The sequence below is a fragment of the Agathobaculum butyriciproducens genome (assembly GCA_003096535.1).
GTDB lineage: Bacteria > Bacillota > Clostridia > Oscillospirales > Butyricicoccaceae > Agathobaculum > Agathobaculum butyriciproducens.
Map to the genome: position 1 here is coordinate 37,662 of QEKJ01000018.1, position 13,587 is coordinate 51,248.

A 13,587-nucleotide genomic window follows, 5' to 3' on the forward strand; every position below is an offset into this window, starting at 1 on the left:
CAAATGCAGGAATGTATGCAGAGAATGCAATGCAGGAGAGAATATAATGAATGACCTGATCACAAAAATTCAAAGCGAGCTGCCCGGCTTTTCCAAGGGTCAGAAGCAGATCGCGCGTTTTATCTTAGAGCACTACGACAAGGCTGCGTTCATGACCGCGAGCCGACTGGGTGTGACTGTCGGCGTGAGCGAAAGCACGGTCGTGCGCTTTGCGACCGAGCTTGGCTATGACGGCTATCCGCACCTGCAGCGTGCCCTGCAGGAGATGATCCGCAACAAGCTGACTTCGGTGCAGCGCATGGAGGTCGCGGGCGACCGCATGGGCGGCCGCGATGTGCTGCAGACCGTGCTGCATGCGGACACGGATATGATCCGCGTAACGCTCGACGAGATCGACCGCGATGCCTTTCAGGGTGCGGTGGATGCGCTCATGGGCGCCAAGCGAATCTATATCCTCGGTGTGCGCTCCTCGAGCGCTTTAGCCAGCTTTTTAGGCTTTTACTTCAACCTTTTGTTTGAAAATGTGACGCTTGTACATACGAACAGCGTCAGCGAGATTTTCGAGCAGGTGCTCCGTGTCGGACCGGGTGACGTGCTGTTCGGCATCAGCTTCCCGCGCTACTCCAAGCGCACGCTGAGTGCGATGAAGTACGCGCGCGACCGCGGCGCCCGCGTTATCGCACTGACCGACTCGCAGCTGTCGCCGCTGGCGCGTGTGGCCGATCATGTGCTGCTCGCACGCAGCGATATGGCGAGCTTTGTCGATTCGCTCGTGGCGCCCTTGTCGGTCATCAACGCACTGATCGTGGCCGTCGGTATGAGCCGCCGCGATGAGATTGAGCAGACCTTCAATAAGCTGGAGCGCATCTGGGAAGAATACGACGTATATGAAAAACCGGAGGACGATATAAATTGAACATTATCGTAATCGGCGGCGGCGCAGCCGGTCTGATGGCGGCAGGCACTGCCGCGGAGCAGGGCGCGCAGGTGACGCTGCTAGAAACCAACGAAAAAGTTGGCCGCAAACTGTTTATCACGGGCAAGGGCCGCTGCAACGTGTGCAATAACTGCGATGTGCAGGAGGTTCTGCGCAACGTGCCGGTCAATCCGCGCTTTCTGTATTCCGCGCTCGGCGGATTCGGTCCGGCGGACGTGATGGACTTTTTCGAGAACCATGGCGTTGCCCTCAAGACTGAGCGCGGCAACCGCGTGTTCCCGCAGTCGGACAAGGCAGCCGACATCATTGACGCGCTGTTCCTGTGGGTGAAAAAGGCGGGTGTGACCATCGTACATACGACCGCAGACGAGCTGCTCATCGAGGACGGTGTGCTCACAGGCGTTCGTGCCGGTCACAAGACGTACAAGGCGGATCGCATTATCGTGGCGACCGGCGGCGCGTCCTATCCGCAGACCGGCTCGACCGGTGACGGCTACCGTTTCGCCAGGCAGGCGGGACACACGGTTGTGCCCGCAAATCCGTCGCTCGTGCCGTTGGTCGAGGACGGTGACACCTGTCAAAAGCTAATGGGTCTCAGCCTGCGCAACGTGCAGCTGACCGTGTATGAAAACGAGAAAAAGCTCTACTCGGACTTCGGTGAAATGCTGTTCACGCACTTCGGTCTGTCCGGTCCGCTGGTGCTGTCCGCGAGCGCGCATATGCGCCATTTCGGCAGCAAAAAGTACCGTGTGGAGATTGACCTCAAGCCTGCGCTGGACGAAAAGACGCTTGACAAGCGTCTGCTCGCGGACTTTGACAAGCACAAGAACAGCGATTTTATCAACGCGCTCGGTGAGCTGCTGCCTAAGAAGATAATCCCGGTGGTGATTGAAAAGAGCGGCATCGACCCGCGCGAGAAGGTCAATTCCATCACCAAGGCACAGAGAGCGGCGCTGCTGCGCGTACTCAAGGCGTTCCCAGTCGAGATTTCCGGCAAGCGTCCGATCGCCGAGGCGATTATCACTACGGGCGGCGTGTCCGTCCGCGAGGTCAGCCCGAAAACCATGGAGTCCAAAAAGCTGCCGCACCTGTATTTCGCAGGTGAGGTGCTCGATGTGGACGCCTACACGGGCGGCTTCAACCTGCAGATTGCGTGGTCCACGGGCCGTCTGGCGGGTCTGTCGGCTGCTGAGGAGGAATCATGATGAAGTACATTTCGGTTGCCATTGACGGCCCGTCCGGGGCAGGAAAATCCACCGTGGCGCGTGCTGCCGCGGCAAAACTCGGCTATGTATATGTGGATACGGGTGCGATGTACCGTTCCATCGGTCTGGCGGTGTGCCGCAGGGGCATTGCCGGAGAGGATACGACAGGCATTATCGCAACCCTGCCGGAGATTGCCATTCAGCTGACCTATCAGGACGGCGCACAGCACGTTCTCCTGAACGGCGAGGATGTCTCCGAAGCCATCCGCACACCGGAGATTTCGTACTACGCGTCCAAGGTATCCGCGGTGCCGGAAGTACGCCGGTTTCTGCTGGAAACCCAGCGCAATATGGCGAAAAACGGCAATATCCTGATGGACGGCCGCGACATCGGCACGGTCATCCTGCCGGATGCACCGGTCAAGATTTTCCTGACTGCGTCTGCGCAGTCCCGCGCGGAGCGCCGCTATAAAGAGCTGATTGAGAAGGGTCAGCAGGTGACGATGGATGGCATCCTGCATGATATCAACGAGCGCGACAGGCAGGACATGACGCGAGCCGTTGCGCCGCTCAAACAGGCGGACGATGCGGTTCTGCTGGATACGAGCAGCCTGACGCTCGAGGAGAGCATAGCGGCCGTTCTGCGTATTATTCGTGAAAAAACGGAGGAAAAGGCATGAAATTCAAGTACCACCGCTGGTTCCAGGCTCTGGTTGTGCCGCTGGTAGCGCTGGCGTTCCATATTTTCTTTGGCTACCGCGTGATCGGACGCGAAAACATCCCGGAGGGCGGCTGCGTTGTCTGTCCGAACCATGTGCAGCTGTCCGACCCGCCGTTTGCGGCGGTCGCACTCGGCGGCAAGACACCGATACGGCTGATGGCGAAAAAAGAGCTGTTCCGGAAGAAGATATTCGCGTGGCTGATCGCGGCGCTCGGCGCCTTTCCAATTGACCGCGAGGGCGCGGATATCACCGCCATCAAGACCGCGCTCGGCTCGGTTCGTGCCGGTCAGAAGCTCATCATCTTCCCGCAGGGCACACGCCACGCCGCCGAGGGCGAAACCAAGAAAGGTGCGGCCATGCTGGCGGTCAAGACCCGGGCGCCGATCCTGCCGATGTATATCACCGAGGGCAAGCGTTTCCGCTGCAGAGCCACGGTCGTGATCGGCAAGCCGTTCACGCCGGATCCGAAGCAGAAGGACTACGGTCTGATCGCGGATGATATCCTGCGCCGCATCTACGCGCTGAAGGAGCAGGTATGAGCGTAACGGTAGCCAAAACCGCCGGATTCTGCTTCGGCGTACGCCGTGCCGTGGACCTCGCCGAGCAGCAGGCGAAAAAAAACGGAAAAATTTATGCCTATGGTGAAATCATTCACAACATGCACGAAATCGAGCGGCTGGAGAAACTCGGTGTGTACACCGCGTATGCGCTTGAGGACATTCCGGACGGTGCCGGCGTGCTCATTCGGGCGCACGGTGTACCGCGGAATGTATACACGCTGCTTCAAGCAAAAAAGTGCGAAATCTTTGATGCAACCTGCCCTTTTGTGCGGAAAATACACAAAATTGCGGATAAAGAGAGCGCGGACGGACGGCTGATCGTCATTCTCGGCAGCGCCGGACATCCGGAGGTTGTAGGCATTCAGGGCTGGTGCGGCGAGTCGGTCGTGCTCGAGGGCGAGGAGCAGGCGAGAGCCTTCTCGAAACGGCCTGAAATGGAAAACAAACCCATTTCTCTGGTCGCACAGACCACTGTTAACCGGTCAATTTGGAATATTTCCGTAGGACTTATAAAAAAAAGGTGTACAAACCTCAAAATTTTTGATACAATATGTAAAGCGACGGATGAGCGCCAGTCGGAGGCTCGTCTGCTTGCCGGTGTATCGGATCAAATGATCGTGATCGGAGATAAGAAAAGCTCCAACACCAAACGGCTGTATGAGATCAGCCGGTCGCTGTGCTCGGATGTGCGCTACATCGAAGACGCGGCAGAGCTTACTACGCAGGAGCTCGGGCAGCACCAGCACATCGGGATCACGGCGGGAGCATCCACACCGGCATGGATAATTAAGGAGGTCAGTAACATGATGAGCGAAGAAACCAAGATTGAAACTGGTGAGGACTTTGCAGCAATGCTGGAGGAGTCCTTCAAGACTTTAAATAATGGAGAAAAGGTAACCGGCACCGTTGTAGGTATTTCCAATAACGACGTACAGGTAGATCTGGGCGTTAAGCACACTGCGTATATCCCGCTGGGTGAGCTGTCTGACGACCCGAACTATGACGTAGCTGCCAACATCCACGTTGGCGACGAGATCGAGGCTGTTGTTGTTCGCGTAAACGACGGCGAGGGTACCATCACTCTGTCTAAGAAGCGCGTTGATCAGCTGAAGGGCTGGGAGACCGTTGAGAAGGCTTACGAGGAGCACACCGTTGTTGAGGGTGTTATCGTTGAGGAGAACCGCGGCGGTGTTGTTGCAACTGCACACGGCGTTCGCGTATTCATCCCGGCATCCCAGACCGGCGTACCGAAGGATCAGCCGATGAGCCAGCTGGTTAAGACCAAGCAGTCCTTCTATATCACCGAGATCAACCGTCAGCGCAAGCGCGTTGTTGGTTCTATCCGTCAGATCCAGCAGGAGGCTCGCAAGGCTGCTGCTGAGCAGATCTGGAACACCATCGAGATCGGCAACGAGTACGACGGCACCGTTAAGTCCCTGACTTCCTACGGCGCATTCGTAGACATCGGCGGCGTAGACGGCATGGTTCACATCTCCGAGCTGTCCTGGGGCCGCATCAAGCACCCGTCCGAGGTCGTTTCTGTTGGCGACAAGGTAAAGGTATTCGTTATCGGTCTGGATAAGGAAAACAAGAAGATCTCCCTCGGCTACAAGCGCGAGGAGGACAATCCGTGGAACGTATTCAAGTCCAAGTACGACATCGGCTCTGTTGCTGAGGTTAAGATCCTCAAGTTCATGCCGTTCGGCGCATTCGCTGAGATCGTACCGGGCGTTGACGGCCTGATCCACATTTCTCAGATCGCTGATCACCGCATCGCAAAGCCGGAGGACGAGCTGGAGGTTGGCCAGGTTGTCGAGGCTAAGATCATCGACATCAACGACGAGAAGAAGAAGGTATCTCTGTCCATCCGTGCTCTGCTCGAGGACGAAGAGGACTAATCCCTCTCCGGTTTCATAACAAGCGCAAAGAAGCACCTGTTTCAGGTGCTTCTTTTTTGCTTTGGACAGCGTTTTGCAAGGCAGGAGTGAAATTTATTGATTTACCCATACCGTAGGGCAGAAGGTGAATTACGGCAAAGCCGCAAGAGAAGCCACCCTGGGGTGCCCCGCCCTGCATGAAACGTAAACCACCATTCACTCCTATCTCCTCCCTCGACTGCATATACTGTCTGGGGTGGTATTATGCGGCGCAGACGGAAAAACGGCAGGAGACTGGCGCTTGCCATGCTGATACTGCTATTAGCGGCTGGTCTTGGTCTGCTGACTATACGCTTTCAGCGCATTTTCATGGAGTACGCCGTCAACGTCTGCGAGGACAGCGCCATCAAGGAGATCAACACGCTGATGGAGGACGAGGTTTTCTCCCATCCGGACGAATTTGCCGACCTTGTGGTGCTTGAGCGCGACAGCGACAACCGCATCACGGCCTTGCGTACGGATATTATCGCAGTCGGAAAGGTGAAGGCGCGTATCGTCAACGGTCTGTTTGACCGGCTGGATTATCTGGAGGAAACGCAGACCGAGGTGCCGCTCGGCACGGTATTCGCGCCCAGTTTGTTTACCGGAATGGGCCCGAGGGTGAAGGTCGGTCTTGCGGGGCTTGCTCAGATGGACGCGCGGTTCGTCAGCGCGTTTACCTCGGCGGGCATCAACCAGACGCGCCACCGGATTCTCATCGAGGTGCACGCCGGCTTCCGCATTCTCACGCCGTTTGGCGGGGAAGACAGGGAAATCGTCTCGACGTACCCGGTCACGGACACGGTTATCGTCGGCACGGTGCCCGAACGGTACGCCTATATCGGCGGCTCCGGCTCTGATCTGCTCGGCGAAATCCGCGATTACGAGGAAAATTCGGATATTTCTCACGAAACCGGAAAATAATACTTCAAAAATATCAGATTATTTGGTATACTTAATCTGTGTGAGTATTTGCTCACACCAAAGGAGTTTTATTATGGACGTGCGTGAGCAGATTACCGCTCTGCGGGAGCAGCTGCGGTATCACAACGAAAAATACTATAACGAGGACGCGCCCGAGATCACCGACTATGAGTACGACATGCTGCAGCGTCAGCTTCGCGCGCTCGAGGCCGAGCATCCGGAGATGGCAGACGCGAACTCTCCGACCCAGCGGGTCGGCGGCACGGCGAGCAGCCGGTTTGCCAAGGTGACGCACGCCTACCCACTCGAAAGCCTGCAGGATGTTTTCTCGTTTGACGAGCTGGGCGAGTTCTATTCCCGTGTGGAGAATGCCGTCGGACAGGCGGAGTACGTTGTCGAGTACAAGATCGACGGCCTTTCGGTCGCACTGGAGTATGTAGACGGCGAGTTCGTCCGCGGTGCGACACGCGGTGACGGTCAGGTGGGCGAGGACGTAACCAAGAACCTCAAAACCATCAAGGACATCCCGAAAAAGCTGGAGAACGCACCGCCGCATCTCATTGTGCGCGGTGAGGTCTACATGAAAAAGTCCGTGTTCGACGCACTCAACGCCGAGCTGGAGCTGCATGACAAGCCGCTGCTTGCCAATCCGCGCAACGCGGCTGCCGGCTCTCTGCGGCAGAAGGACAGCAGGATAACGCGCGAGCGCAGGCTGTCCATCTTCTGCTTCAACATTCAGAACAGCGACGAGCTGCCGATGGAAAGCCATGTGCAGGCGCTCGATTACCTCAAGAGCCTCGGCTTCCCGACAAGCCCGCGCTATCCGGTCTACACCGACCCGCAGGACGTGCAGCGCGAGATTGAGAACATGGGTGAGACCCGCGGTGAGCTGGATTTCGACATTGACGGTGCTGTTGTCAAGGTCAACTCCTTCGCACAGCGTGAAACGCTCGGCTCGACCGCGAAATTCCCTCGGTGGGCGGCGGCGTACAAATACCCGCCCGAGGTCAAGCAGACGCTTCTCAAGGATATCGTCATCACGGTGGGACGCACCGGCGTGCTGACACCGAATGCCGTGCTCGAGCCGGTACGGCTTGCGGGCACCTCGGTGTCCCGCGCAACGCTGCACAACCGCGATTTTATCCGTCAGCTCGATGCCCGCGTGGGCGACATTGTTTCCGTCCGAAAAGCCGGAGAAATCATTCCGGAGATCATCGGCGTGGAAAAGGACCGGCGCCCGCTGGATTCCGTGCCGTATGAGTTCCCGAAATTCTGTCCGGTCTGCGGTGCGCCGGTGTACGACGATGAGGACGAGGCGGCTATCCGCTGCACGAGTGCCTCGTGTCCGGCGCAGCTGCTGCGCAACCTGATGCACTTTGCGTCGCGTGACGCGATGGACATTGACGGCTGCGGTGAGGGCAACCTGCAGAAGCTGATCGACGCCGGACTGGTCAAGTCGGCGGCTGACCTATACGACCTGACGGTCGAGCAGCTGCTGCCGCTCGGCAAAAAGGTGGACGTCTGGGCGAACAATCTTGTCCGCTCGATTGAAGCGAGCAAGACCCGCGACCTGTCGCGGCTGCTGTTCGCGTTCGGCATTCGGCATGTCGGCCAGAAGGCGGGCCGCATCCTAAGCGACCACTTCGGCTCGCTTGATGCGCTGCTGATTGCGCCGGTCGAGGAGATGACCGAGATCCGCGACATCGGACAGACCACGGCGGAGAGCATCGCCGCATGGCGTGAGCTGCCGCAGTCGCATACGCTCATCGAGAAGCTGCGCGCACACGGCGTCAACTTCATCGGTGAAAAGACCGCAAAGAGCGACCTGCTCGCCGGAAAGACCATTGTGGCAACCGGCAGCCTGACGCTCTATACCCGCAAGGAGATCAATGATCTGATCGAGTCTCTCGGCGGCAAAGCGGCCGGTTCGGTCTCGAAAAAGACCAGCTATGTCGTCGCAGGCGAGAATGCCGGCAGTAAGCTGCAGAAGGCGGCAGAGCTGGGAATCCCGGTCTTGACGGAAGAAGAATTCCGCACGATGATAACCAATGCAGAGTAGGCATAATTGAAAATGGATAATTGAAAATGGAAAATGAATGTACGGCGCATAGCGCCGATATTAAATAATCGCGCAAGGCGCGATACCTTAATTCTCCATTATCCATTCTCAATTTTCAATTACAAAGCGATTTCAGAATAAATATAAATGGAGGAGAATTGATATGGCAATTTCCAGAAAAGAAATTGAGCACATCGCGTCCCTGGCACGTCTGGATTCGACCGGCGGTATTTTCGACCGTCTGGCCGATGACATGCAGGGTATCGTCGCAATGGTGGACAAGCTGGCTGAGCTTGATCTGGGCGATATCACCGATGTTATCAACACCGAGCGCAAGAATGCGTTCCACGAGGACGAAGTGATCCAGGAATTCACGCCGGATGAGCTGATCGAGCCGAATGCACCGGACTTCCAGTGCGGCGGCGTAGCAGTTCCGCGTGTTGTCGAGTAAGGAGGGGACAGAATCATGGCACTTTACGAAAAAACTGCGTCCGAGCTGTCCGAGCTGCTCGGCAAAAAGAAAATTTCCGCAGTAGAGCTGGCAAAGGACGTTTTTGCCCGCACCAAGGCGGTAGAGGATAAGGTTCAGGGCTACGTTACCGTAGCCGAGGAGTCCGCGCTGGCACAGGCAGAAGCGGTTGACAAGAAGCGCGCGAGCGGCGATACGCTGTCCGCGCTGGCCGGTATCCCGATCGCTATTAAGGACAACATCTGCACCAAGGGCACGCTGACCACCTGTGCGTCCAAGATGCTGGGCAATTTCAAGCCGCCGTACAACGCAACCGTTATGGAGAAGCTGATTGCTTCCGATGCGGTCATCACCGGCAAGGCCAACATGGACGAGTTCGCAATGGGCTCCTCCTGCGAGAATTCGGCTATGCACCCGACCCACAACCCGCATGGTCTCGACCGCGTACCGGGCGGCTCCTCCGGCGGCTCCGCTGCTGTTGTTGCAGCAGGCGAGGCTCCGCTGGCGCTCGGCTCGGATACCGGCGGCTCTATCCGTCAGCCGGCGTCCTTCTGCGGCGTTGTCGGTCTCAAGCCGACCTACGGTGCGGTTTCCCGTTACGGCCTGATCGCATTCGCATCTTCTCTCGACCAGATCGGCCCGTTCGGCCGCTCCATCGAGGACGCAGCCATGCTGCTCGATGCGGTTACCGGCCACGATCCGCTGCACGATTCCACCTCTGTCAAGACCCCGTTTGAGGGTTCGCTGCGCGCCAACCTGAACGCTGACGTCAAGGGTCTCAAGATCGGTCTGCCGAAGGAGTATTTCGGTGAGGGCATCTCGGATGCCGTTCGCAAGAACGTTATGGCGGCTGCAGAGGCGTACAAGGCACTCGGCGCGGAGGTATTCGAGATCTCTCTGCCGCTCGTTGAGTATGCACTGCCGATCTACTACATCCTCTCCTCCGCAGAGGCTTCCTCCAACCTTGCCCGTTTCGACGGCGTAAAGTACGGCTACCGTACCCCGAATGCAGGCGATGACATCATCGAGCTGTACACCAAGAGCCGTTCCGAGGGCTTCGGCGCCGAGGTTCAGCGCCGCATCATGCTGGGCACCTACGTTCTGTCCTCCGGCTACTACGATGCGTACTACAAGAAGGCTCGTGCGGCACAGCGCAAGATCCGCGAGGAGTTTGCAAACGCATTCGAGAAGTGCGACGTCATCCTGACGCCGGTTGCGCCGACCACCGCTTACGAGATCGGCTCCAAGACCACCAATCCGCTCGAGATGTACGCAGGCGATATCTGCACGGTTTCCGTCAATATCGCCGGTCTGCCGGGTCTGGTTCAGCCGTGCGGTTTTGATGAGAACCACATGCCGGTCGGCATGCAGCTCATCGGTCCGCGCTTCGGCGAGCAGACGCTGCTGAACGCCGGTCTGGCCTTTGAGCAGGCGTCCGGTCTCAAGAACATCATCGCTGCACTGTAAGGGAGGAAGACAAACATGAAATACGAAGCTGTCATCGGTCTGGAAGTGCATGCGGAGCTGTCCACCAAGAGCAAGATTTACTGCTCGTGCTCCACTGGCTTCGGCGCACCGATCAACACCCACACCTGCCCGGTTTGCACCGGTATGCCGGGCGCACTGCCGGTACTCAACAAGCAGGTTGTACACTACGCCGCAAAGATGGGCAAGGCTACCGGCTGCACCATCAATCAGCTGTGCAAGGCTGACCGTAAGAACTATTTTTACCCCGATCTGCCGAAGGCATATCAGATCTCTCAGTTTGATGTGCCGATCTGCGAGAACGGCGAGGTATTCTTCTATGTGGACGGCGTGAAGCATTCCTGCCGTCTGGAGCGCATCCACTTCGAGGAGGATGCGGGCAAGCTGCTGCATGACGAGATCGACGGCACCATCGTTGACTTCAACCGCTGCGGCGTACCGCTGATCGAGATGGTAACCCGTCCCGACCTGCATTCCTCTGCCGAGGCAAAGGAATTCCTTGAAATGATCAAGACTACGCTGTCCTACCTCGACATCTGCGACTGCAAGATGGAGGAAGGCTCCATCCGCTGCGACGTAAACGTTTCCATCCGTCCGGAAGGCTCCACCGAGCTGGGCACCCGTGTCGAGATGAAGAACATCAACACCTTCTCCGGTGCGGTTCGTGCGATCGATTACGAAATTGCACGCCAGATCGAGGTTGTAGAGAACGGCGGCGAAATCCAGCAGGAGACCCGCCGCTGGGATGACGTTAAGCTGAAGAACACGGTAATGCGTACCAAGGAAGACGCACAGGATTACCGTTACTTCCCGGACCCGGACCTGATCGCCGTCGAGATCTCCGACGAATGGCTGCACCAGATCGAAAGCGAGGTTCCGGAGCTGCCGATCACCCGTTACGAGCGTTATCTGAACGAGTACGGCATGACCGCCATGGAGGCGCGTCTGCTGTCCGACAGCTTTGAGAAGGCCGAGCTGCTCGACGCTGCTGCAAAGCAGGTTAAGCCCAAGGCTGCCGCAAACTGGATCCTGTCCGATATCTCCAAGTACCTGAACGACAAGGGCGTAAGCCTCCGCGAGACCAAGATGACCGCAGACAAGCTGGTTGCTCTGGTTAAGTTGATCGAGGCCGGCACCATCTCCGGCAACGCAGGCAAGAAGGTTCTGCCGAGCATGTTCGAGACCGACGAGACCGTTGAGGCTATCGTTGACCGCATGGGTCTCAAGCAGGTATCCGACGAGGGCGCAATTCTGGCCATCGTACAGGACGTTATTGCCAAGAACGAAAAGGCTGTTGCCGACTTCAAGGCAGGCAAGAATGTTACCGGCTTCCTCGTAGGCCAGTGCATGAAGGCTTCCAAGGGTCAGGGCAACCCGCAGATCATCAACAAGCTGATCGCATCCGAGCTGGCAAAGCTGTAATTCAGCTTAAAACCGAATTGATACAAGAGGATACAGAACGGTACTGTTCTGTATCCTTTTTGTGTTTTTTGGGGTGAGAAATTTGTCGGAGAGAGCGGCTGCATTGGAAAATATTATAAATCGACAGATAGAGAAGCTATTATGTATAAATGGATATGTAGGTATCGACTGGATGAAGAATACAGAAAAGAGTAAAAATGGAATTTGACAGGTGAAGGAATGCACATAACGGATTGGCTGGAAATGCTGGGTGAGCACTTTCCGCTGGTGGTGATCGGCTGTGCTGAGGCACTGCTGGCGGTTGTGCTCCTGTGTGCTGCGCTGCGGAACCGCAGGCAGTGCGCGGATAAAAACGGAGCGCACTCCGGCGGGCAGAAAGACGTTTCCGTCTGGAAGAAATACTGTGCGTGGGACGGAGCGCAGCCGTTCGAGACCGTCCTTCGGACAAAGAACGGCGAGTGGGTGCAGACACAGGGTCTTAACTCGTTAACACAGCCGGCGGCATATTACCGGCTGACCGGCGATGCACCGGAGGCCAACACGGTCGAGATATCGGTGCAGAACGCTTCGCGCGACGCGGTGTACGCACCGGCTTCGATGGAAAAGGTAACGGACGGTGACGTGCACGAACGCAGAGACGCACTGCTCAAGGGGCGCGGTCTGTTCGGTACCCGCAATTATATGGTGACCGAGGTTTCGGGTACGCGGCCGTCGGAGCTCATGGTCGCGGAGAGCTGGGTCAGCAGCCCGCAGACCGAGGAGCAGACAGCCTATGCGGAAGCAGAGTCGGTCTATCGCAGCTTTGTGTATGATGCATATACCGCAGCGGACGAGAAACTGCTGCCTGTGCTCAACCGTCTGTTCTGGCAGGATTATGATGATGAAAATGACGGTGTTTACAGTGCGCTCAGCCGCATCCGCGAGGTGCTGAAAGCGCAGGTGCGCTACAGCGAGACTGCCGAAGCCGCACCGGATAATGCGGACCCAATTGCATATTTCCTGACAAACTCGCGGAAGGGCAATGCAGTGCTTTATGCCTCGGCGACCGTGCAGGCGCTGCGGGCGCACGGCATTCCCGCACGTTATGCGGGCGCAGAATGTCGATCGAGGAGCGTGTGCGGCAGTCGCAGAAGCTGATATTCAAGCTGATTTCCCTCTGGGAATTGACGCGGCGCTCGGCTGGGAGACATCGGCGACCGATAAGGCGCTTGCGGACACGCTGCCGTCGGTTAAGCCCGGAGAGTACGAGCGTGTGAACGGTCTGCTTGAGAAAACCATATACGGCGGCATCGTGCTTGAGCCGTTCGAGGAGCGTGCGCTCGATCTGTTCGTGCAGCGGCTTTGGGGAAGAAATGTGAAGAAAAGCTGGAAAATGCGCCTTAAACTGCGGTATGCGTACTTGCTGGCGGCGAAATAAAAAGAAATCCCGAGGCGATAGGCTTCGGGATCTTACTATTGCTGCAGCAGACGGAAGGCGCAGAGCAGCAGTTCCTCGCGCGTATGCAGCTGTGCGCTGTGCGGAAGAATGCGCTGCCGGATTTCCGGAGAAAGTGCACAAAAACAGGCGTTAGCCGTTTGATCAATGGATAGCAGTGCTGTAAGATTGCAGAAATACTTCATGGAAATTCACCTCGGGACTCAGTATGGACAAGGGGAGAGCAAGCTATACGCAAAAACTTTTGGGAAAAATGAAAAAAAGTGTTGACAAAGCGTATCGGGAGAGGTATACTAAATAAGCTGTTGATGAGCAGTTAAGAACAACGAAAAGTTGTGAAAACTCTTTGAAAACAGCGGATTGTACCTTGTAAATTAAACAACGATGTGCTTAAACTTTTGTTCGATATGAACAAGGTTGTAGTGCGAACCTGAAATTTCGAGAGTTTTTTAC

The 13,587-nt window shown here is 56.9% G+C and carries 13 protein-coding genes; 12 read left to right on the forward strand and 1 reads right to left on the reverse strand.

Features of this window, described 5'->3' with window-relative positions:
- Positions 1 to 46: 46 nt before the first annotated feature.
- From C7386_RS11115 to C7386_RS11135, 5 genes are read left to right on the forward strand one after another with little or no spacing between them, the layout of a single operon-like run.
- Complete coding sequence (locus C7386_RS11115; RefSeq protein WP_110436642.1) at positions 47 to 916, forward strand: MurR/RpiR family transcriptional regulator; 870 nt, start codon at positions 47 to 49, stop codon at positions 914 to 916.
- Positions 913 to 2,142: a BaiN/RdsA family NAD(P)/FAD-dependent oxidoreductase gene (locus tag C7386_RS11120; RefSeq protein WP_116705569.1), complete on the forward strand. Its 1,230-nt coding sequence runs from the start codon at positions 913 to 915 to the stop codon at positions 2,140 to 2,142. The genes C7386_RS11115 and C7386_RS11120 overlap by 4 nt, the downstream gene beginning before the upstream one ends.
- Positions 2,139 to 2,822 carry a (d)CMP kinase gene (cmk, locus tag C7386_RS11125; protein WP_286050401.1) on the forward strand — a complete coding sequence of 228 codons (684 nt, stop codon included), beginning with the start codon at positions 2,139 to 2,141 and terminating at the stop codon, positions 2,820 to 2,822. Before C7386_RS11120 ends, cmk begins: the two co-directional genes overlap by 4 nt.
- A complete protein-coding gene (locus C7386_RS11130; protein ID WP_110436645.1) occupies positions 2,819 to 3,403 on the forward strand; it encodes a lysophospholipid acyltransferase family protein in 585 nt (194 codons plus the stop codon). The genes cmk and C7386_RS11130 overlap by 4 nt, the downstream gene beginning before the upstream one ends.
- On the forward strand, positions 3,400 to 5,322 hold the full coding sequence (locus C7386_RS11135) for a bifunctional 4-hydroxy-3-methylbut-2-enyl diphosphate reductase/30S ribosomal protein S1 (RefSeq protein WP_110436646.1): 1,923 nt from the start codon (positions 3,400 to 3,402) through the stop codon (positions 5,320 to 5,322). Before C7386_RS11130 ends, C7386_RS11135 begins: the two co-directional genes overlap by 4 nt.
- A gap of 13 nt (positions 5,323 to 5,335) precedes the next feature.
- Here the strand turns inward: C7386_RS11135 and C7386_RS13305 are convergent, their stop codons facing one another.
- Positions 5,336 to 5,521 carry a hypothetical protein gene (locus C7386_RS13305; protein ID WP_133241599.1) on the reverse strand — a complete coding sequence of 62 codons (186 nt, stop codon included), beginning with the start codon at positions 5,519 to 5,521 and terminating at the stop codon, positions 5,336 to 5,338.
- A gap of 86 nt (positions 5,522 to 5,607) precedes the next feature.
- Here C7386_RS13305 and yunB point away from each other — a divergent pair, with 86 nt between their 5' ends.
- From yunB to C7386_RS11170, 7 genes are all read left to right on the forward strand, one after another.
- Positions 5,608 to 6,264: a sporulation protein YunB gene (yunB, locus tag C7386_RS11140; RefSeq protein WP_165815540.1), complete on the forward strand. Its 657-nt coding sequence runs from the start codon at positions 5,608 to 5,610 to the stop codon at positions 6,262 to 6,264.
- A gap of 73 nt (positions 6,265 to 6,337) precedes the next feature.
- Complete coding sequence (gene ligA / locus C7386_RS11145) at positions 6,338 to 8,323, forward strand: NAD-dependent DNA ligase LigA (RefSeq protein ID WP_110436648.1); 1,986 nt, start codon at positions 6,338 to 6,340, stop codon at positions 8,321 to 8,323.
- A gap of 163 nt (positions 8,324 to 8,486) precedes the next feature.
- Complete coding sequence (gene gatC / locus C7386_RS11150; RefSeq protein WP_110436649.1) at positions 8,487 to 8,774, forward strand: Asp-tRNA(Asn)/Glu-tRNA(Gln) amidotransferase subunit GatC; 288 nt, start codon at positions 8,487 to 8,489, stop codon at positions 8,772 to 8,774.
- A gap of 15 nt (positions 8,775 to 8,789) precedes the next feature.
- On the forward strand, positions 8,790 to 10,259 hold the full coding sequence (gene gatA, locus C7386_RS11155; protein WP_110436650.1) for an Asp-tRNA(Asn)/Glu-tRNA(Gln) amidotransferase subunit GatA: 1,470 nt from the start codon (positions 8,790 to 8,792) through the stop codon (positions 10,257 to 10,259).
- 15 nt (positions 10,260 to 10,274) lie between these two features.
- Positions 10,275 to 11,699 carry an Asp-tRNA(Asn)/Glu-tRNA(Gln) amidotransferase subunit GatB gene (gene gatB, locus C7386_RS11160; RefSeq protein WP_110436651.1) on the forward strand — a complete coding sequence of 475 codons (1,425 nt, stop codon included), beginning with the start codon at positions 10,275 to 10,277 and terminating at the stop codon, positions 11,697 to 11,699.
- A gap of 219 nt (positions 11,700 to 11,918) precedes the next feature.
- A complete protein-coding gene (locus C7386_RS13825; RefSeq protein WP_286050406.1) occupies positions 11,919 to 12,836 on the forward strand; it encodes a transglutaminase-like domain-containing protein in 918 nt (305 codons plus the stop codon).
- Complete coding sequence (locus tag C7386_RS11170; protein WP_116705570.1) at positions 12,784 to 13,116, forward strand: hypothetical protein; 333 nt, start codon at positions 12,784 to 12,786, stop codon at positions 13,114 to 13,116. Before C7386_RS13825 ends, C7386_RS11170 begins: the two co-directional genes overlap by 53 nt.
- Positions 13,117 to 13,587 lie beyond the last annotated feature (471 nt).